Below are 20,020 nucleotides of genomic sequence, written 5' to 3'. Positions count from 1 at the left end.
CAAATGTGGCTCTACCGAAGTGAGTTTCACCCCGGCAACCCACGCGGCTTTGCAGAACGAGGCCTCCGGCCCCAACTCAGTGGGCCCTCATACCGGCTAGAGCCTGTGTCGACGTGTGTTGAGGGGTGGCACCGCGCAGCGGCGCCACCCCTCAACACTTCTCTGGAAGTTGTTGTCTGCGTATGCGTATGGGTGAGGTCTCAGGCAGGTGGTTCAACGACCAAGAAAAACCGGACACCTCGTGAAGAGCGGTGCCCGCTGCGACGGTGGCGCGCAGGCCGAGCCGCCCGCCGGGCCCGGTCAGCACGAGCCCATCTTCACAGTCGAATCTGGTATGAGGCGGCCAATTCCTTTGGCCGATCGTCCACTGAATTTCCTCACACAGATTTGGCCCGAACCCACATGTCATCGCCACAACCCGGCACCCCGTACCGGTGAAGACCGCAGGCTGGAGTGTCAACGGACATCGGGACCTGGCTCAGGCACAAAGTTGGTGGCGCCCTGACGATTTGGAGTCGGGTGCGTGGTAATCGATCATGATCCGAGTGCGCTGATCTTGATCTGAAGACGCTGCTTCCGCATCTGGCCAACCTGAACATCGAACAGGTCACCCGCCGCGGAGCGGCTTTACGGATCCACGCCAGCATCGCCGCGCAGGGCGCGTCGTGTCCGGGCTGCACGTGCTGGTCGGTTCGGGTGCACAGTCGCTACCACCGGTGTCTCTCCGATGCCGCAGTCGGCGGAGCTGAGACGCTGATCTGTCTGCGGGTGCGCCGGTTCTACTGCGGCAACACCGACTGCGCGCGTACTACGTTCGCCGAGCAGGTTCCCGGTCTGACCACGGCGCATTCCCGGCGGACTCCGCTGCTGCGCAGCACGCTCGAGCGGATCGCGTTGGCGGTGGGTGGCCGCCCCGGCCAGCGGCTGACCCACCACTTGTCCGTGTCGGTATCCAGGACGACCCTGCTGCGCTTGATCCGGGCACTGCCCGTGCCCGACCCCGGCACGGTGACCGCACTCGGCGTCGACGACTTCGCTTTCCGCAGAGGCTCGAACTATGGCGCCGTCCTGGTCGACATGCACACCCATCGGCCAGTGGACCTGCTCCCGGACCGATTGAACGACACGTTCGCCGAGTGGCTGCGCGTCCATCCCGGTGCGACCGTGATCTGCCGCGACCGGGCGAGTGGGTTCGCTGACGGCGCCAGCCGAGGAGCGCCAGACGCCATCCAGGTCGCCGACCGCTTCCACCTGATCTACAACCTCACCGACGCAGTCGACCGGGTGGTACGCGCCCACCGCAAGTGCCTGCATGATCGCCCCGCGAACGAGGCTGTCGCCCAACCCGCGCCCACCCCGCCGGTCGTCGACGGCCGACGAGCGGAGCTGACCCGGCAACGATGGGACGAGGTTCACGCGTTGTGGAACAAGGGAATCGGGCACACCGCAATCTGCAGGGCGCTCAACCTCGACGACAAGACGGTGCGCCGCTACGCCCGAGCCGGCAGCGCCGAGGAACTGCTAACCCAGTCGCCCAAACGCGGCAGCGCGCTCGACCCACACACCGCCTACCTGGCCGAACGCTGGCAGCAAGGGTGCACCAACGCCGCAACCCTGACCGGCGAACTGCGCGAGCGCGGCTACCGAGGCGCCGAACGCCAGGTTCGCCGACTGCTGCACACCTGGCGAGCCGGCACCACACCGCCGACCGCCACGCCGATCACGACACCCAAACCCCGGCAGGTCACCGGCTGGATCATCCGTCCGGCCCACCAGCGCACCGAGGCCGAACAAGCCGACCTGGCCCGGATCCTGGACCGATGCCCGGTCCTGCACGGCGTCGATCAGCTGGTTAGCGACTTCGGCGGGATGCTGCGCCACCGTCGGGGCCAGCACCTCAACGCCTGGATCGCTGCAGCCCAAGCCAGTGACATCTCCCAGCTTCAAGGATTCGCCGCCGGACTGCTCAAGGACTACGACGCAGTCCGCAATGGACTCACCCTCGAATGGAGCAGCGGAGCCGTCGAGGGCGCCGTCTGCCGATTGAAGGCGATCAAACGCAGATGCTTCGGCCGGGCCAACTTCGATCTCCTGCGACGCCTCGTGCTCCTCAGTTGACCACCCATCCCGACAAGATCACCAACTTTGTGCCTGAGCCATTATCACGTGTCCGCTAGCACTGGAGCGGGACAGACGACTGCGGGATCGCACCGCCGCTTCCCGAATTCTCGTGGATTACGCCGGCGGAGCTGGCCGCTGCCAGCATGGCGGGTATCGAAGCCGACAAACGGCCCGAGACTCCCAACGGACAACAATAGAAGGGTCCGCGGAACCCCGGATTTTCGGTGGAACGCCGGATATACGGCAAGGCACGGCCGAGCGCCTTGCGCCCGACCGTGGCTTGGAGCTGCGGTGTCCCTTCTAGCCCGCCGCCCGCAACGCTTCTTCGGAACTGGACACGTTCGAGGTTGCAGTCACTTGGTAGTTCTTGATGTCGAACTTCCTCAGCTTCCTGACCATACCCAGCGGCTGTCCGGGCCACATCGCCAAGTTATGCCCTTTGCTGTTCAGATAATATGTGTTGCACCCGGTGGTGAAGACAAATCCCGAAAGATAGGAATCCCTGCGATCCATCCAGGTTTGTTCCACGTCAGGCTTGGGTTCAACCGTTTCGATACCCTGTCGCTGCATGATCTGGATCGCCGATCCAACGTATCGAGCCTGCGCTTCACAACCGATGAAGACCGAAGCAGTGCCGGAGTGGACGCCGCCAACGAGAAAGAAATTCGGGCAATCGACGATCGTGGTCGCGCGATAGGTCCGCGGCATGTCTTCGAACCGTTCGGCGAGGACCCGACCGTTCCGGTCGCGGATACGGTCGAAAACCGGTGATCCGAAATTGAATCCGGTGCCCCAGATGATCGCGTCCACCTCGAACTCACGGCCAGTTGCCGTGATCACCGAGTTCTCGCGAATCTCGCTCAGTGCCGACGGCACATAATCGACGTTGGAGGCCGAAACCGCTGGATACCAGGCATTCGACAGCAGGAGCCGCTTGCATCCGGCCTTGTAGTCGGGCGTCAGAACCTTACGCAGTCCCGGATCCGCGATCGACTGCTCAAGATGCTTGCGCGCGGCCCGTTCGGGAAGTGCCGCGAGACGCGGGTACTTGACGGTAAGCACCACGACTTCCAGTAGGGCCCAGATAAATGCACGCAGGACCCTCTGTCGCAGGTGGGCGCGCCATTTGCTGCGCGGCTCGTGCACGACATCAGGCTTCGGAACAATCCACGAAGGCGTGCGCTGCAGGACTACGAGCCGTTCAGCCTGAGGCTGGATTTCCGGCACGAATTGAATAGCCGATGCGCCCGTGCCGACGACCGCAATCCGCTTCCCTTCCGCGTCGAAGTCGGCCGGCCAATCGTGGGAATGGAAGATATCCCCTTCGAACTTGTCCGTACCGGGGATGTACGGGATGGACGCCCGGTCGTTCTGACCGGTGGCAACAATCAGAAATTGCGCACGGATCGAACCCTTGTTCGTCTCGCACAACCATCTCTTCTCGCTGTCGGACCACACGGAATCGATGAGCTCTGTCCCGAACCGGACATGGCGCACGATGTCATTCTCGGCAGCGACCCGTTCCAGATACTCGCGAATCTCCTGTCCAGACGCGAACAAACGCGACCAATCGTTCAGCGCGAATCCGTACTGATAGGTCGGTGACGGCACGTCGCAACCGATGCCGGGATAGCGATTGTGGTTCCAGACGCCGCCGAGCCCGTCCGACCGCTCCAGCAGGATGAACCGCACACCTTTTCGCTTGAGCTCGATCGCCGTACGGATTCCCGACATACCGCCGCCAACGATGACCGCTTCGATGTCGGTGGGATTTGCGTCTGCCAGGTGTTCGCTGTGTTCCAGCGTGTGCTCCACCTCGATACCTCTTCCTCCGGTGTACCCCTGCGACCGGCCCTCCGCCGAACATGTGGGCGGTCACAGTGCGCTGCTCTTCATGAGCTGCGTCACACGGACTGTACTGTCTAACTGTCAGTACTGCAACGGGAAAATCCCTGTACTGAACCCCAAATCCAGTCTCGACTACTGTCATGTGGTCAAACGACGGCCATATTTCCCAGGGGGTCGACACGTCGACGCAAGGGGACGAACATTCGGTCGATGGATGGCACCGAACGCCCCATCCACCGACCCGGCTCGATCAGGCCAGAACGTCCGAAAGTTCGGACAGCAGAGCGGATTTCGCCTTCGCCCCCACAATCTGCTTCACCGGTTCTCGGTCACGGAACAAGATCATGACCGGAACCGACATCACCCGATGATCTCGTGCGATGTCAGGAAACTCATCGACATCAAGCTTCCCAACCAGCAGCTTGTCGGCATGTTCGGCCGCAATCTCCTCCAGCACCGGCGCGATTGTCTTGCACGGCCCACACCACGGTGCCCAGAAGTCCACCAGAACGGTCCGACCGCTGGCCAGAACCTCATCGGCGAAGTTCGCCGCGGTCAATGTGATAGTCGAGTTGGACATCTTTTCTCCTTCGTTCTTGATCTCTTGCTTGAATCAGGGGCTCGACCCGGGACCAGCAGTTCCGTGCTGCGGGCGAGCTCAGCCTCAGACTTCAGACAGCCAGCGCTCTGTATCGAGCGCCGCTGTACAGCCGGAGCCGGCCGCGGTTATCGCCTGCCGATAGGTGTGGTCGACGAGGTCGCCACAGGCGAACACGCCGGCCAGATTCGTTCGTGATGTACGCCCGCGCGCAACTACATACCCTGCGGCGTCCACCTCGACTTGGCCGCGTACGAGGTTCGAGCGCGGGTCATGGCCGACCGCAACGAACAGTCCGGTCACCTCCAGGCTCGACTCGAGGCCGGTCGACACGTCCTTCAGCAGCACGCTGCGTACCGAATCGTCGCCCTGCACCTGAGTGACCTGCGCGTTCAGTTTCCACCGAATCTTGTCGTTCGCACGTGCTCGCTCGAGCATGATCTTGGACGCTCGCAGTTCCTCTCGCCGGTGAACGACGGTCACACTGCGTGCGAACCGAGTCAGGAATTCGGCCTCCTCCATCGCCGAGTCACCGCCGCCGACCACAGCGATGTCCTGGTCTCGGAAGAAGAACCCGTCGCAGGTCGCACACGAGGACACCCCACGCCCGAGGAGCCGCTGTTCCCCAGGGACATCCAGATATCTTGGGGCAGCACCCATCGCGAGGATCACGGCGCGCGCGGCATATCGTTCGCCGTCCACGGTGACGTACTTGATCGCACCCTCGAGATTCAGCTGGTCCACGTCGGCTGCGACGAGTTCGGCGCCGAAGCGCTGCGCCTGCGCGCGCATTCCGGCCATCAGATCCGGGCCCAGAATGCCTTCCTCGAAGCCCGGAAAGTTCTCCACCTCGGTGGTAGTCATCAACGCCCCGCCCGCCTGCGAACCTTCGAAGACGAGGGGCTCAAGTTGTGCACGCGCGGTGTACACCGCCGCTGTATATCCAGCCGGGCCGGAGCCCACGATGATGACGTTCCGAATTGCTTCTACAGGCACCCATACCTCCCACTCCGACCTGGTCAGGCCGTGTTGCGAACGCGAATCGGCATACCGATCCGCAGATTACGTTACTGATCAAATGTCAGTTCTGTACTGGTTTTCAACCTATTCTTACTGACTTTTAGACGGTAGCGTGACGGACATGAGTTTGGATGTGTACGAGGACATCGAGCGTTGCTTCGAGGCTGGATGGTCCGACGGTCTACCGGTTGTTCCGCCCTACGGAACGCTGGTCGACGCGATGCTCGAAGCGTGCGGGTGGTCCGCCACCGAGGTGGTCGGAACCATCGAGGATCAGCACCTCGAGATCCGCGGCGAGCATCTGGCCGCCGCAGCGGTGATGGCCGGCTGCAAACCCGAATACGGCCGATTCTTGAGAGCGGCCGGACTAGCACTGGTCGACCCGCTGCTCAATATCAGCGGTTGCGAGGTGACCACCGGCGGTGTCTCCACGACGGTCATCGCCAGCGGGCCGATCGTCGACGAACTCGGGTTCGAGCACGAAGCGAACGCCCTGGGAGCAAACAATCGAGTCAACGCGACAATCGGCCGGTTCGCCCAGCTTGTCCGCTTGTTCTGCGGGCGTGCCGGTGGTGTTCTACAGGCGCATGGGACCATCGGGCACCCCGGCCGCCTGTCCTTCTGCATTGCAGAGCACCCGGTGACGTCGTGGCCGAGCTTCCACACCCAGTTCGGACTGCCCGCGGAGTCATCCGCGGCGACGATCATGGCGACCGAAGGACCCATCAGCGTCAACAACCACTACGCGGACACCGGTGAGCAGATCCTTCGGACGATTGCCGATGCGATCGCCCACTACGGCTCGACCGCCCACTACTACCAATCCAGCGGCTATCTCATTGCCATCGCACCCGACCACATGGCCTTGGTGGAATCACAGTTCACACGAGATGAGGCCCGGCGCTTCGTCTTCGAGCACGCGGTGCGACCGACCGATGATCTGGCCCGGGTGGGCCGGATACCCCACGATCCACCAGAGTTCTGGCAGGTCGTCCCCGGCTCGATGCGGGCGCCCTTCCGCACAGAGGACCAGCTGTCCTTCATCGAATGCGGCAAGGAAGGCGGCAAATTCTCCGCTGTGATCCCCCGTTGGACCGGAAATGTCCACGTCGTCTCCCAGCCCGTCGACAAGTCCAACTGAGAGGAATCGCAAACGTGAGCACCTTCGTCAAACCCAGCGAACGTGTCGTCAGCTGTGGCGATGTCAGTTGCGAGTTCCTGGTGGACCCCATCCCGCGGCCCAAACCACCCGCGATCAAGGTCAGCACCACCCCGGAGAATCGCGAGATCGTGTTCGTGGACAACCACAAGCCCAACTCGATCGCCATTCTCCGTGGCGCACAGGCGATTCTGCGCCAGCGTGGGATTCCCGTCCGCGAAGAGATCAAGCTCAAGCTGAATGCGTCCGTCACCCTCGACGACGCGGAACTCGCCGAGCTGGTATCCAAGGGCGGGCTGATCTTCTGCGGTGTCTCCGATTGCGGGAGCTGCTCGGCGGCCAGCGTGCGCGACTCGATTCTGCTGCAGCAGCACGGCGCGGCGGCGATCGCCATCCTGACGAAGCCGTTCGAGTCCCAGATGGAGCGAATCGCAACATATTACGAGACCGACAAACCCATTCCGTTGGTCGTCCTCGAGCACCCGATGCAGAACGTCGGAGCAGAAGAGCTCCACGCCCGATCCGAGGCGCTCGCCGACGCCGTCCAAGCAATCTTCAATCAGTGAGGAGGTCATTACCGATGGACCCCTTGGCGATCCACGCAGTTGGCCTGGACCTGCCCGCAGCACAGTCGGTCCGCGATCTGGCCGCGGCCGCTGGTGGTGATGTCGAAACATACTCGGGGTGGCCTCAGGTCCGGGTCGGCGGCGAAGACGACCATCCCGCGACACTCGCGTCCCGAGCGCTCGACGTCGCGCTCCAGGATGCGGGTATCCCCGCGTCCGAACTCAAAATCGTTGTCTCCACAGGTATGTCGCGCGAGTATCTCGGCTCGTGGTCGCTTTCGGCTGAGGTCATGCGACAGCACGGAGCAACAAGCACCTGCATGCCCCTCGACATCAACTGCGGATGCCTGGCCACATTGTGGTCGTTGTCCCTGATGCAGGGCTGGCTCGCCGCTCAAGGCGGTGGTTACGGTGCGATCGTCAGCGGGGAGCGCCTGAGCGACACCGTCGATCGCTCGGACAACTCGGCCCAGAACCTGTGGGGCTACGGTGACGGCGGCAGTGCGATAGTCGTCGGAGTCGGCACCGGCGCGCCAGCGCTGTGGCATCTGGCCTCGACCGGTTTTTCCAGCCACACCGAGTTCGCCGGCATCCTGCGGGTCGAGTACGGCGGCACCCGTAATCCCTTGCCCCCCGCGGGTGCCACGAACTATCGCCGGTTCGCACCGATTCCCCTTTCCGAGGTCCGTGTGGCATACGTCAACGGGTATCAGGACGCGTTCACCACAGCACAGAAGGGCACCACGACCACCGCTGAGCGGCTCGTCTGCAATCAAGTGTCGCCCAACTTCACTCCCGTGATCGCCGAGGCTGCGGGGATCCCAATGGAGCGTGTGGTCGTCACCGGTGATGACGCGGGACATGTCGGCTCCGCAGACATTGGAATAGGACTGAAGAGGCTCCTCGACGCAGACGGAGCCACGGCGCCGCTAGCCCTCGGCGCCAGCACACCGTTCGCGTTCGGCGCAGCAATACTCAACCCTGCCGGACCAAGGTAGCGGCTGCCGGTTGGCAAGGCTGCTCTCTGGCCTGACAGCTAGGGAGCAGTCGGCACCGGCAGAGCCATAACCATCGAAAGTTCCTCTCCCCCATAGCTCGGCTGATCCTCCGTACCCCCCGACGGTCGACATTTCCTTGGTATGACTGCGGCCGAGCACGCGAGGCCTTCGATGGTCGACCATCGCGTGGAACTCCCGCGCGATGCCCATCAGCGGTGGCGGCCCGATGCAGCCGGCGCCGCTGGATACCGAATTCTCCATTCCCAGTGCACTATTCGCCACATTTCGGTTGGCGTAGCCGACTCGGCCACTGACTTGGACGTCGCGGAGCGCTGCAAGTCGACGGATCAGGTGCACCCACAAGAACGGTCGAGGTGCCAGTCGTCCGCGCGACGCCATCCCAGGTGCGCTCGACGTCTGCGCTGGCAGTCGATGGGCCCATGCTGATCAATAGTCAGCAAAACGGCACAACATTCGTCGAGAACGACCAGAGGCCATCGCGAGTTGCGCGCGATCCCACCATCGCCAAGCAACCACCCGCCACTCAGGCCACCGAGCCACGGCTGCAAACTACATCGAATTCCGTTGCTGCCCAGAGATATAGCTCATCATGCAAGCCGTAGCACCTCCGCGACCCAGACTGCTCGAAGCCCTTGATATCAAGCCGACTCTAGGTTTTACTACTGACATCCGATCAGTAATCTGAGTCACACTCGGACCCTGATGGGACTCAAGCAACATCGTCGGCGCAAGGGCGCCGAGCATGTAGAAGAAGGAACGCCTCGATGAGCACACACCCCATCTCCCCCGAGAACTACTTTCACACCGCCTTCGTTGTCACCGACCTCGAACAGGCGGCCAAGACATTGACGGCCGCCGCCGGCTATCGATGGACGAATGTGCTGTCGGCTGAGCAGGCGATCAGGGACGGGGACGAGGAGCGCCTCATCCAGGCACGAATTCTGTATTCGGTCGATGCCCCCTATATCGAATTGGTCGAGGAGCGGCCGGGCACACTGTGGGAGGTCGTCCCCGGCAACGCCCCACACCACATCGGCTACTTCGTCGACGATCTCGACGAAGCGATTCGCGTCATGCAGGACAGCGGATTCTCGATGGAGGCCTGCCTCGTCGACAACGGCCGATGGCCTGCGATGCTGGCGTACATGAATCACCCCGTCGGCATGCGGATCGAGTTGGTGCAGCGGGGCGCTTTCGGCGATTGGGAGGACTTCATCCGCGCGAATCAGAGTTAACCAGAGCCCAGCCTGAGGATAGGGCGCGCTGCAGTCCCCAATACCGGCGCCCTATCGTCAGCCTGGCAGCCGGCTGGACATCGGCGGCTCGCATGGCCCTCGATACACCCCAGCCGAATTCGCGAATCAGCAGCTACGAACGATCGACTCGTCGACCGACGAGTCGATCGACACCGGACCCACGTTGCGCGATGGTTGGGAGCCATGCGATGCCCTGGCTTCCATCGTTGGAACGAATAACCCCTCTGCTGACACCTCTCCCGACCGTCCTGTCCGTCGAGCGGAACAGGACAGGATCAGGCTCACCCGATTCCCGCTCAGCTTCAGCCGCTCCAGCAGTGGAGCAGATCACACACCAACTACCAAACATTACTGACTCGTAGTCAGTACTCTGCAGACATGTTTCCTCCCCCAACTGAACATGGAGCTGCGCTCGTCACCGGAGCCTCCTCCGGCCTTGGCCTCGCGATAGCGAAGTCGCTCGCCAGGCGCGGCTATAACGTCGTCCTGACTGCTCGGCGCGCGGATCGGCTTCACGCGCTGGCAACCGAACTCGAGACCGATTATTCGGTGCGCGCCGGAGCGGTGCCGTGCGATCTCTCCGACCGCTCGGCGCCGGATCATCTCGCGCAGGCGGCGGACGAACTCGATCTGGATATCAACATCCTCGTGAACAACGCGGGACTCGGATCGACCGGGCTCTTCCAGCAGAGCGATATCGCACTCCAGCTCGCCATCGTGCGCGTCAAAGTCGAGGCAGCCGTCGCCCTCACGGGACGCTTCCTGCCGGCGATGCTCCGGCGCGAGCGTGGCGCGATCCTCAACGTCTCGTCTACGACCGGCTTCCAGCCCCTTGCGAACAACGCGACCTACGCCGCCGCCAACGCCTTCCTACTGTCCTTCACCGAGGGGTTGCACACCGATCTGGCGGGCACTGGGGTATCCGCGACCGCCCTTTGCCCCGGACCGGTGAAAACCGAGCTGTGGAACGAATCCGGCGGCACCGCCGCAGCGGTCGCCGCGGGCCTGCCCGACGTGCTCTGGATGACGCCACAAGAAGTCGCCGAGGCCGGGGTCGAGGGTCTGCGCGCGGGCAAGCGCGTCGTCATCCCCGGGGCACTCAACCGCCTCGGTGCCCTCGGAGGCCAGCATGCGCCACGTAGCCTGCTGTTGCGGCTGACCGCCGCGATCACCTCCGCCGCCGAAGGCTGACGAAGTCTCGGGTCCAGGCACAGCGCGGTGTCCGGATTCCGATGTCACCGATCATGCTCGTGCCGAAATAGCTTCGTGGTTTCTAATTTTGGACGCGGCGCTCCGTAACCCAGGCCGCGATCTGAGCCCGGTTGGAGAAGCCGAGCTTGCTCAGAATCCTCTCGACGTGCCCCTCCGCCGTGCGCCTGGAGATAACCAAGTCATTGGCGATGTCGCGATTACTACGCCCATCGGCGACCAGTTCCGCGATCTCCAACTCCCGAGCGGTGAGCGCGGTACGGCATCCAATAGCCACCGGCTCCGCCGCTACCCGCACCGGTCCGTCGGCGTTTGCCAGATCCAAAGCCTCGTTGCGCGGCAGAACGCGCCCCTTCTCATAGCGGCTACGAAAGTTCCGCTCCCCCATTGCCATGCGCAACGACGCTTCAACCTCGGATCGATACGCCTGGAGTGCTGGGAGGGCCGCGGTGGAGACACCGATCTCGTCGAAGATTCTGTCGGCGGCACCCAGTAACATTGCGGACCGATCGAACTGATGCTGGCGGGCAGCGACGAAACCGAGCCCTTCGACTGCTCTCGCGACCGCTGCTAGGTCGGCCTCGCGGCTGTCGGTCAGGACCTGCGCCTCGAGTTCTCCGGCGCGAACGGGTCGGCCATCCCACAGTTCATGAATCCCGAGCATCCACAGTGCGTACGCGCGCCAATGCGCCTCGCCCTTACTTTCCGTGATGGCCAGACAACGGTCGAGCCAGTCGACCGCCTCCTCCTTTGCGCCGGCGAACTCCGCGGTCATTCCCAGCAACAGCAGGGTCGAGACTTCTCCTGCTGTGTCGTGTGCGACCCGGAACCGATCCAGGGCTTCCGCGAGCAAGGAGATTCCGGTGAGCTCTCCCCCGCGCAATGCGTCCAACATTCCGGCGGTCTGCTGCACGTACGCCGTAGCGAGCGGGTCATCCAATTCTGCGGCGAGCTTCTCCGCGAGGTCGAGCCCGATCTCGGCGGCCTCGAAGTCGCCCTGCATCATGGCGAACCATGCGTCGAGCCGAAGCGCTCTGGATCGCTCAGGAACAGAGGGCTGGACCAGCTCGAGCAATCGACCCAGCCAATGCCGGGCTTCGGGCAACAGCCCGAATACCTCCCAGTATGGTTCGGAGCCGATGATCAGGCGCAGACCGACCACTGCCTCGCCAGCACTCGTCGCGCAAAACTCGAGCGCCGCCCGCAGATTCGCGTGATTGCGACGTAGCCGCGCCAGCCATTCCGCCTGGCGAGGGCTGATCCAGTCATCGGCGAGCTGTTCGACGAGGTCCAGGTGCCACCGCTGATGACGACGTCGAAAGACGTCCTCCTCCGCGGCTTCTCGCAACTTCGTCTGCCCGTATTGCCGCACTGTCTCGAGCATCCGGAAGCTGGTCGGCACCGACGCCGATTCACGCTGCAGGATCGACTTCCCGACGAGTCCGGCCACGACATCGAAGATCTCGTGGCCGGGCAGGTCATCGTCGGCGCATATTTGCTCCACTGCATCCAGGTCGAAGCTTCCATGAAACACGGTGAGCCGCCGCCACATTCGCTGCTCCGCGGGCGTGCAGAGGTCGAAACTCCAATCCATGCATGACCGCAGCGTCTGCTGGCGTTCGGCGACGTTGCGGTTCCCGGCACCGAGGAGACGGAACCGGTCGTCCAATCGAGATAGCACCTCGTCCACCGATAGAACTCGCAGCCGTACGGCCGCGAGCTCCATCGCGAGCGGTAGCCCGTCGAGGCGATGGCACAGGCGCGCCACCGCGGAGTGGTTCTCCTCGGTGATCGTGAATCCGGGCAGCGCGGCATCAGCCCGGTCGAGGAAGAAGTTGACCCCGTCGTACTGGATCAACTGCGCCGGGACAATTCGAGCGTCCGGGTCCGGAACGGGCAATGCCGGGACACTGAAGACACTTTCCCCGGCGAGTTCGAGCGGTTCCCGGCTGGTGGCCAGCACGCGGAGTTCGGTGCAGTAGCGAAGCAAGCTGTCGACCAGAGCAGCACAGGCACCCGTGAGGTGTTCGCAGTTGTCCAGCACAATCAGCATTGTCTTGTCGCGAATATGGTCGACCAGCGTATCCGCCGACCACCGCACCGACTGGTCCCGCAGTCCGAGCCCCGCACCGATTGTGGCGGCCAGCAACTCGGGATCTCTCAGATCGGCCAATTCGACGAGCGACACACCATCCCGGAACGTTCGGTGCAGATCCCGCGCAACCCGCACCGCCAGCCGAGTCTTCCCGACGCCACCGATTCCCGTCAGGGTCAGCAATCTGGTGACCGTCAGCAGGCGCTTGATTTCGGCCAGTTCGACGCGGCGGCCCACGAAGCGGTCGATATCGGCGGGGAGACGGCAGATCTGCGGGGCCATTCGGCTACATCAACCTTCTTCGTTCTCGAGGTGATCCCGGTCACGCTACTGACTTTATGTCAGTTTTTCAAGAGCTACACCGCTCGACCAGCACGTTTCGATCAGCGCATGCCACCATCGAGCCGGAGGGTTGCTCCGGTGCAGTAGGACGACTCGCTGCCGGCGAAATACAGGACCGCGCCGACCACCTCGTCAGCCTCACCGCAACGACGCAGAGCGGCGGCGTTTCCGAGGTGCTCCCGGATCTCGGGCGTCCAGGCAGCGGAGACATCGGTCAGGAACGCCCCGCACTGAATTCCGTTGACCCGCACGTTCGGACCGAATGCCTGCGCGAACCCCTCGGTGAGCGCATTGAGCCCGGCCTTGGCCGCGGCATACGGCAGCGAATAGGGGTCAGGATGACTGGCCGCGATCGAACTGATGTTGATGATCGAACCGCCACCTTCGGCCGCCATGCGAGTACCGATCGCCGCGGTCAACCGGAACGGGCCCTTGAGATTGATGCCGATCACCTTGTCGAACAAGGCTTCACCGACCTGATCCAGGCTCGGATACAGAGGAGACAGGCCGGCGTTGTTCACCAGGACATCGACCCGGCCGAATTCTCCATAGGCAGCCTCGACGAGCCGGTCGCAATCCTCCCACTCGCTGACATTGCAGCCCACCGCGAGCGCACGAACCCCGTACTTCTCGGCAACCTCCGCCGCCACCGTCTCGCAGTTCTCGACCTTGCGACTGGCGATCACCACATGCGCACCGCGCTGGGCAAAGGCTTTCACCATCCCCTTGCCCATGCCACGACTACCGCCGGTCACGATGACGACCTGTCCATCCATACTCACTCGCGCTCCAATTTAATAGAGTGGACACTCAATACATTACGGGCTTATGATACGGCTCGTGCCACAGCAGTCAAGACAAGACAACGGCGTCGACCTGCACGTCCTGGAGTCCTGGATGGATACCCACGATCTGGGGGCGGGGCCGATCCACGACGTGCAGCCGATCGGCGGCGGGACACAGAACGTCATGCTCAGTTTCGAGCGCGCCGACCGGCGCTTCGTCTTCCGACGAGGGCCGAGCCACATCCGCCCCGCGACGAACGACGTGCTGCGCCGCGAGGTACGAGTCCTCGGCGCCCTCGCCGACAGCCCTGTCCCGCACCCTCGCCTGATCGCGAGCTGCCCGGACGAGACTGTTCTCGGCGACTCCGTGTTCTACCTGATGGAGCCCATCGAGGGATTCAATGCGCTGACCGATCTTCCGCAGCCATACATCGAGGATCCGACGCTGCGCCACGACATGGGACTCGCCATGGTCGATGCGCTCGCGGCACTCGCCGCCGTCGACTACAAAGCAGTCGGGCTGGAAGATTTCGGGCGCCCTGAGGGATTCCTGGAGCGTCAGGTTCCCCGCTGGCTGAAGGAATTGTCCTCCTACACACAGCATCCGGGATACGGCGGCTCCGAAATCATCGGGGTGGACGAGATCGCGGACTGGCTCGACCACAACCGGCCCACCGCCTGGCAGCCCGGCATCATGCACGGTGACTACCATCTCGCCAACGTCATGTTCCGCCCCGACCGGGCAGAAGTCGCGGCAATCGTCGACTGGGAAATGTGCACCATCGGCGATCCGCTGCTCGACCTCGGATGGCTGCTCGCCACCTGGCCGCACCCCGACGAGCCAACCCCCCTCATCGATGGCCCGCTGGCCAAGGCGGGCGGCCTGGCCACGCCGCAGCAGCTCATCGAACGCTACGCCGAACGCTCACAACGTGATCTGTCAGCGATCACCTGGTACACGATCCTCGCTTCGTTCAAGCTCGGCATCGTGCTGGAAGGCACCTACGCCAGAGCCTGCGCCGGCGCCGCACCCCGAGCTATCGGCGAGTACCTGCACGGTCTGACGCTGCGACTCTTCGCCCGAGCCCGCGCACTTGCTTCGGGCGCTCTCATCCTTTGATGGAAGGACACACATAGTGGTATCGGAACTCTTCGCGGACGCCGAGTTTCAGAAGAAGCTCGACTGGATGGACGACTTCGTCAAGTCGGAGATCTATCCGCTCGAAACGCTCGATCTCAACTGGACCCAGTTGCGTAAGGCCGTTGCCCCGCTTCAGCAGGAAGTCAAGGCACAGGGCCTGTGGGCCGCGCACCTCGGTCCCGAATTGGGTGGTCCCGGCTACGGCCAGGTCAAGCTCGGCCTGATGAACGAGATCATCGGAAAGGTCGCGTTCGCTCCGCTCGTTTTCGGCAATGCGGCGCCCGACTCGGGCAATAGTGAAATCCTCGCCATCGCAGGCACTCCCGAGCAGAAGAAGCGCTGGCTCGAGCCGTTGTTGGCCGGTGAGATGATGTCCGCGTTCGCCCTTACCGAGCCCGACAACGCCGGCGCTGATCCGACTCGCTTGTCGACGACAGCCGTTCGTGACGGCGACGACTGGGTTATCAACGGCCGCAAGTGGTTCATCAGCAATGCCTCGATCGCTGACTTCTTCATCGCGATGGTGGTGACCGACCCGGACGCCGAAAGGCACCGGCGCGCTTCACAGATCATCATCCCGGCCAACACCCCGGGCGTGCACATCCTGCGCGACGTCCCCACCATCGAACACGATCACATCCGTCCGAACTGGTACGGGTACCACGCCGAGATGGTCTTCGACAACGTCCGGGTCCCCGCCGATTCCATCCTGGGCGAACCCGGCGACGGGTTCGCGATCGCGCAGAAGCGACTGGGCCCGGGGCGAATCCACCACTGCATGCGGTGGATGGGCCAGGCCCAACGCGCCTTCGACATGATGTGCGAACGGGCCACCTACCGGTACTCGCACGGCAGCCTGCTGAGCGAGAAGCAGACCGTGCGCACCTGGATCGCGGATTCCGCCGCCGAGATGCAGGCCGCGAAGCTGATGACGCTGCATGCGGCATGGACGATCGATCAGCACGGCGTCAGGGCCGCGCGGAAGGACATCGCCTACATCAAGTACTACGGCGCCAAGGTCCTGCACGACGTGATCGACCGCGCGATCCAGGTGCACGGGTCCCTCGGCTTCTCCAGCGATCTTCCGCTCGAGTCCATGTACCGCGCCGCTCGCGGCGCGCGGATCTACGACGGCCCCGACGAGGTCCACCGCGACACCGTCGCGCGGCTGGTCCTGCGGGACTATGCGCCGCCGGCGGGCGAGGTCCCCACCGAACATGTTCCGACCCGGCGCGCGGAGGCACAGCGCCGATTCGCGGAACTGCTCGAGACGGCCTGATCCGCTCTACCGAGCCAACCCATCGATGACCATCGCGCGGAATTCCCGCGCGATCTCATCGGCGGTGGCGCCCCGGCGTGGCCGATACCACTGGGATATCGAATTCACCATTCCCAGTAGACCATTGGCCACGATCCGGTTGGAGCGGGTGAACAGGCCCGCACGATAGCCCTCGTCGAGCACGCTCTCCCAGCAGTCCTGAACTTGCTGACGAAGCTCCTGCAACTGCGCCATATGGTCAGCGCTCAGGGCGTCGGCATCTCGTACCTGAATAAGCACCTCGCGCCGATGCTTGGCGATGATGCGGATGTGCACATCGATGAGTTGGCCCAGCTTCTCCACCGGATCGAGATCCATCGCCGTCACCTGCTGGGCACCGTCCAACGCCTTCTCGACGTAGCGGCGCAGGATCTCCCACAACAGTTCCTCTTTGGACTTGATGTGGTAGTACAACGCGCCAGGCTGCAGATCCGTCCGTGCCCCGATCTCCGCCACACTCGTGGCGTGATAGCCCACGGTGGCAAACAACTCGATCGCCACCTCGAGAATCCGTTCCCGCGTCGCCTCGGTATTGCCGGCGACACTCCCCCGCGGCCGCCCCGGACGTCGCGGAGCGCTGCTAGTCGACTGATCAGGTGCACCCACGGGTGACAGTCTAAAGATCGGGCGCACCCCAGATTCCGGCCGCCACGCGGACGTGGCGAGCCTCCGGCGGCCAGGCATCGACCGAACCCCTCACAAGCAGGTGTGCAATGAGATTCCCCGGAGAAGACGCTCTGCGCCGTGAACGCCGGAGCTTCATGAAGACCATCGAGTCGCTAACCGATGAAGAGTTCGACCACGGCCACACCCTGTGCGACGGCTGGACGCCCCGGGACATCCTGGCTCATGTCATCGGAACAAACAATCTGCCCTATTGGTTTCTGCGCCCGACAGTACTTTTCGGAGTCAGGGCCCGACGCACCGCGAGCACCCCCGTCTACGAAACACTACGTATACCGCTGGAACCGGCGGAATACCCTGCCACAACCAGACAGTCACATGTGCTCCAGAGACTCCTGCACATCGGCCAGTTGGTAGCCGACCGCGGCAATGGCCTCACCGTCCGGAGCACCCGCGACCTACCCCGAGGCGTCCTGACTCTCCAAGGCTGGTACTGCGCCGACCATCTCACTCCCACCGCCCGGGCTTTGGCGATCCTGCTGCTCGGCGACAACGCCATGCACCACCAGGACGTCCTGCGCGGACTCGGTCGCCAACGCGACATCCCCAACGAGGTCGCGTCGGCGCTGTTCCGTGAAGGCCGAATCTGGAGCTGGGCATTCGGCGCCAAGCAGCTGCACTATCGCGTCTTCCCGACCACACCCGGTGGTTTCCCCTGCGGCCGTGGCGTTCCGGTCGCCGGCACCACGGAAGCTCTCGCCCTCTGGCTCGCCGGACGCCGAGGCATCGAATCCGAACTGACCTTCGGCTGAGCTCACGGCGCTCGAGGCCGAATCCTCTCACCGATTACCACGCCGACCCCGCCCTCAACGAGAACAGCCTCCCGACGCTCGGCATCGCCGGCCGTGTCGGCCCACCGCGGCAGCGCATCGAACCAGCGCGTTGCACCCCGCTCCATCACCGCAGCCAACAGCCCCTCCTTGCTGCCGAAATGCCAATACAGCGACGTCGGCGCGACCCCCGCTTCGTTACAGACTGCCGACACCGCAGTACCGGCATAACCGTTCACGCTCATCAACCGCTCGGCCACATCTAGCAACTGCCCCCGTGAGCCGTTCGCGCCGACATCAGGTTTTTTCGCCATACAGCTTCTGTAGGGATCGTTACGGACACAATCAAGGGCCTGTCTCGCCGCCAGCCGGGAAAATGCAATCTCATCGGCCAGAACGAGGGCCTACAGCAAGTGAACGAGCCGGTAGCCGGGCATCAGAAAGGGGTATCGCGCACGTGCAGTAGCCGGCATCTGGTGGGATCGAGTGCGGCGAGTTCGGCATCGATGTCGACCTCGATCGCGCCGAAGGAGTTGATGTTCTCGCTGTGCGCCGGGCGAGACGTGAGCCAGTACCTCGTCGTCGATGCGTCGGCCCTCGCGGCGCATCTGCTCGACTGTAAGGCCGTAATATTCTGCGGTCCAGGCGATTACGCGTCCGCGGCCAGGGTCGGGCACCAGGCTTGTTCGTCCGGGCTTCCAGTTGCCGCGCCCGGAACGCTCCCTCGTGAGCGTAGATCAGGTCGCGTTTGAGTGCGTGGATGGATCCGCCCCTGTTGAGCTGTCGGGAGATCTTGCGACGGTAGTCCGGATCCGACAAATAGCGTGCGGAATAGATCGTGCGGAGCAGTGCCCCGTACTCCTTGAGCGCCACGGCGAGCGCGTTCTGGCGACCTGACGCGGACAGCTTGCCGACCAGCAGGGACACGGTGGCGTGCCCGAACTTCAGCGGTCCCACCAACCGCAGTAGGTCGCTAGCCGAGCGGGTCCCTCGGGGTTGCGGCTACATCGCCCTTGCTGCGGCGAACATATCAAGCCACCGGCAGAGCCGTTGTTCTGCTGGTCGCCGGTGGCGACTCCTTTCGCAGACGGCAGAACGGCCCCCGGCGAAATGCCAGGGGCCGTCTGTCCACACAGCGAGTTACATACGAACATTGTGCCGCAATGGATCAGCGCCCGCGTGCCAGCCGTTCAGCGGCATCATCCGGTACACCCAATTCCATATCCCGCTCTGTCTGCAGGACCACATCACGATTTGCTCGAAGCCGCTGCGCATACAGTGACTTGTAGATTCGGTTGGTCCCAGGCGAATTCGCTACGATCGCAGCGGCGAGGTCGCTCACAGCGGTCTGCAGTTCGGCTGCCGGTACACATCGGTCGACCAGGCCGATTCGTTCGGCCTCGATTCCATCGATCACTCGGCTGGTGAAGCTGAGCTCCTTCGCGCGCGAGATGCCGACCCGTTCGGGTAGCCGGACCGACATGCCCCACACGGGGATCAGACCCCATTGGCCATGGGTGTCGGCCAACTGCGCGCTGTCGGCGGCTATCAGCAGATCGCAGGCGAGCGCGAGCTCGAGGCCGCCGGTCAGGCAATGGCCTTGGATCTGGGCGATGGTCGGGGCGGGAAATTGCTCCAGCTCGTCGATCGTTTGGGCTTCGACGTATCTGTTCTCGGTCTCGTCTCCTGTAGCGAGAACCCTGAGATCGTGTCCGGCACAAAAGGATCGGCCCGCACCGGTGAGAACAAGGCATTGCACGTCCTCACGTGCTGCCAGTTCTGCGAGGTGCGCCCTGAGCTCGACGAAGGTGTCCGCGGTCAGCGCGTTCAGCTTGTCGGGTCGGTTCAGAGTGAGGGTCGCGACGCCATTTTGCACACCGCAGAGCACCAAGGGCTCGGTCATGAATCCCTCTCCAAAGAGTGGTTCTCCCACAAGCCATCTCGGCCCGTGGGGCCGTGGGGGGGGGGGGGCGGGCCCAGGGGGCGCCCCCCCCCGGGGGGCGGGGCGGACGACCGCCCCCCCGGGCGGGGGGGGCCCGCGCGCCCCCGGGGGGGGGCGCGGGGAACTTGGGGGGGGACCTCGACCCCA

General features: G+C 63.7%; 17 protein-coding genes and 1 pseudogene. 9 read left to right on the top strand and 9 right to left on the bottom strand.

What is annotated here, in order from left to right; genetic code table 11:
- Nucleotides 1-561 precede the first annotated feature (561 nt).
- Nucleotides 562-2,118 (top strand): ISL3 family transposase, encoded by a 1,557-nt coding sequence (locus tag ACFXIV_RS47105; protein WP_379404854.1) that lies wholly within the window; start codon nucleotides 562-564, stop codon nucleotides 2,116-2,118.
- Between the two features lie 303 nt (nucleotides 2,119-2,421).
- Here ACFXIV_RS47105 and ACFXIV_RS47100 read toward each other — a convergent pair whose 3' ends face one another.
- The 3 genes from ACFXIV_RS47100 to trxB all read right to left on the bottom strand — a co-directional run bounded on the left by ACFXIV_RS47100 (nucleotide 2,422) and on the right by trxB (nucleotide 5,563).
- The gene (locus ACFXIV_RS47100) at nucleotides 2,422-3,936 is read right to left on the bottom strand and encodes a flavin-containing monooxygenase (protein ID WP_379404851.1); all 1,515 of its coding nucleotides are present in this window, start codon (nucleotides 3,934-3,936) and stop codon (nucleotides 2,422-2,424) included.
- 283 nt (nucleotides 3,937-4,219) lie between these two features.
- The gene (gene trxA, locus ACFXIV_RS47095; RefSeq protein WP_379404850.1) at nucleotides 4,220-4,549 is read right to left on the bottom strand and encodes a thioredoxin; all 330 of its coding nucleotides are present in this window, start codon (nucleotides 4,547-4,549) and stop codon (nucleotides 4,220-4,222) included.
- 84 nt (nucleotides 4,550-4,633) lie between these two features.
- Nucleotides 4,634-5,563 carry a thioredoxin-disulfide reductase gene (gene trxB, locus ACFXIV_RS47090; protein WP_379404848.1) on the bottom strand — a complete coding sequence of 310 codons (930 nt, stop codon included), beginning with the start codon at nucleotides 5,561-5,563 and terminating at the stop codon, nucleotides 4,634-4,636.
- Nucleotides 5,564-5,708: 145 nt separating this feature from the next.
- Between trxB and ACFXIV_RS47085 the strand changes: the two genes are divergently transcribed.
- From ACFXIV_RS47085 to ACFXIV_RS47065, 5 genes are all read left to right on the top strand, one after another.
- Entirely contained in the window at nucleotides 5,709-6,728 is a 1,020-nt protein-coding gene (locus ACFXIV_RS47085; protein WP_379404846.1) for a hypothetical protein, read from the top strand.
- A gap of 14 nt (nucleotides 6,729-6,742) precedes the next feature.
- Nucleotides 6,743-7,312 carry a UGSC family (seleno)protein gene (locus ACFXIV_RS47080; RefSeq protein WP_379404844.1) on the top strand — a complete coding sequence of 190 codons (570 nt, stop codon included), beginning with the start codon at nucleotides 6,743-6,745 and terminating at the stop codon, nucleotides 7,310-7,312.
- 14 nt (nucleotides 7,313-7,326) lie between these two features.
- On the top strand, nucleotides 7,327-8,310 hold the full coding sequence (locus ACFXIV_RS47075) for a 3-oxoacyl-[acyl-carrier-protein] synthase III C-terminal domain-containing protein (RefSeq protein ID WP_379404842.1): 984 nt from the start codon (nucleotides 7,327-7,329) through the stop codon (nucleotides 8,308-8,310).
- A gap of 785 nt (nucleotides 8,311-9,095) precedes the next feature.
- Nucleotides 9,096-9,566, top strand: coding sequence for a VOC family protein (locus ACFXIV_RS47070; RefSeq protein WP_379404840.1), 471 nt, complete (start codon nucleotides 9,096-9,098; stop codon nucleotides 9,564-9,566).
- Nucleotides 9,567-9,965: 399 nt separating this feature from the next.
- Complete coding sequence (locus ACFXIV_RS47065; protein ID WP_379404838.1) at nucleotides 9,966-10,778, top strand: SDR family NAD(P)-dependent oxidoreductase; 813 nt, start codon at nucleotides 9,966-9,968, stop codon at nucleotides 10,776-10,778.
- An 82-nt stretch (nucleotides 10,779-10,860) separates the two neighbouring features.
- On the opposite strand, the gene ACFXIV_RS47060 is transcribed toward ACFXIV_RS47065, so the two are convergent.
- The gene (locus ACFXIV_RS47060; protein WP_379421500.1) at nucleotides 10,861-13,173 is read right to left on the bottom strand and encodes an ATP-binding protein; all 2,313 of its coding nucleotides are present in this window, start codon (nucleotides 13,171-13,173) and stop codon (nucleotides 10,861-10,863) included.
- A gap of 101 nt (nucleotides 13,174-13,274) precedes the next feature.
- Nucleotides 13,275-14,009 carry an SDR family NAD(P)-dependent oxidoreductase gene (locus ACFXIV_RS47055; protein WP_379404836.1) on the bottom strand — a complete coding sequence of 245 codons (735 nt, stop codon included), beginning with the start codon at nucleotides 14,007-14,009 and terminating at the stop codon, nucleotides 13,275-13,277.
- A gap of 52 nt (nucleotides 14,010-14,061) precedes the next feature.
- On the opposite strand from ACFXIV_RS47055, the gene ACFXIV_RS47050 reads away from it, so the two are divergent.
- Both ACFXIV_RS47050 and ACFXIV_RS47045 read left to right on the top strand, forming a co-directional pair.
- Nucleotides 14,062-15,138, top strand: a complete 1,077-nt coding sequence (locus ACFXIV_RS47050) for a phosphotransferase family protein (RefSeq protein ID WP_379404834.1) — start codon at nucleotides 14,062-14,064, stop codon at nucleotides 15,136-15,138.
- A gap of 16 nt (nucleotides 15,139-15,154) precedes the next feature.
- Nucleotides 15,155-16,438, top strand: a complete 1,284-nt coding sequence (locus tag ACFXIV_RS47045; RefSeq protein ID WP_379404832.1) for an acyl-CoA dehydrogenase family protein — start codon at nucleotides 15,155-15,157, stop codon at nucleotides 16,436-16,438.
- Nucleotides 16,439-16,444: 6 nt separating this feature from the next.
- Here the strand turns inward: ACFXIV_RS47045 and ACFXIV_RS47040 are convergent, their stop codons facing one another.
- Nucleotides 16,445-16,978, bottom strand: a complete 534-nt coding sequence (locus ACFXIV_RS47040) for a TetR/AcrR family transcriptional regulator (RefSeq protein ID WP_379404831.1) — start codon at nucleotides 16,976-16,978, stop codon at nucleotides 16,445-16,447.
- 212 nt (nucleotides 16,979-17,190) lie between these two features.
- Between ACFXIV_RS47040 and ACFXIV_RS47035 the strand changes: the two genes are divergently transcribed.
- Nucleotides 17,191-17,913 (top strand): maleylpyruvate isomerase family mycothiol-dependent enzyme, encoded by a 723-nt coding sequence (locus tag ACFXIV_RS47035; protein ID WP_379404829.1) that lies wholly within the window; start codon nucleotides 17,191-17,193, stop codon nucleotides 17,911-17,913.
- Nucleotides 17,914-17,915: 2 nt separating this feature from the next.
- Here the strand turns inward: ACFXIV_RS47035 and ACFXIV_RS47030 are convergent, their stop codons facing one another.
- The 3 genes and pseudogenes from ACFXIV_RS47030 to ACFXIV_RS47020 form a co-directional block, all read right to left on the bottom strand.
- Complete coding sequence (locus tag ACFXIV_RS47030; RefSeq protein ID WP_379404827.1) at nucleotides 17,916-18,245, bottom strand: TetR/AcrR family transcriptional regulator; 330 nt, start codon at nucleotides 18,243-18,245, stop codon at nucleotides 17,916-17,918.
- 122 nt (nucleotides 18,246-18,367) lie between these two features.
- A pseudogene (locus tag ACFXIV_RS47025) lies at nucleotides 18,368-18,903 on the bottom strand (Tn3 family transposase); the annotation flags it as partial.
- A gap of 196 nt (nucleotides 18,904-19,099) precedes the next feature.
- Nucleotides 19,100-19,834, bottom strand: coding sequence for an enoyl-CoA hydratase/isomerase family protein (locus ACFXIV_RS47020; protein WP_379404826.1), 735 nt, complete (start codon nucleotides 19,832-19,834; stop codon nucleotides 19,100-19,102).
- Nucleotides 19,835-20,020: the final 186 nt, after the last annotated feature.

It is taken from the genome of Nocardia sp. NPDC059236 (assembly GCF_042754085.1).
GTDB lineage: Bacteria > Actinomycetota > Actinomycetes > Mycobacteriales > Mycobacteriaceae > Nocardia.
This window is presented reverse-complemented; position numbering and strand designations above follow the sequence as displayed.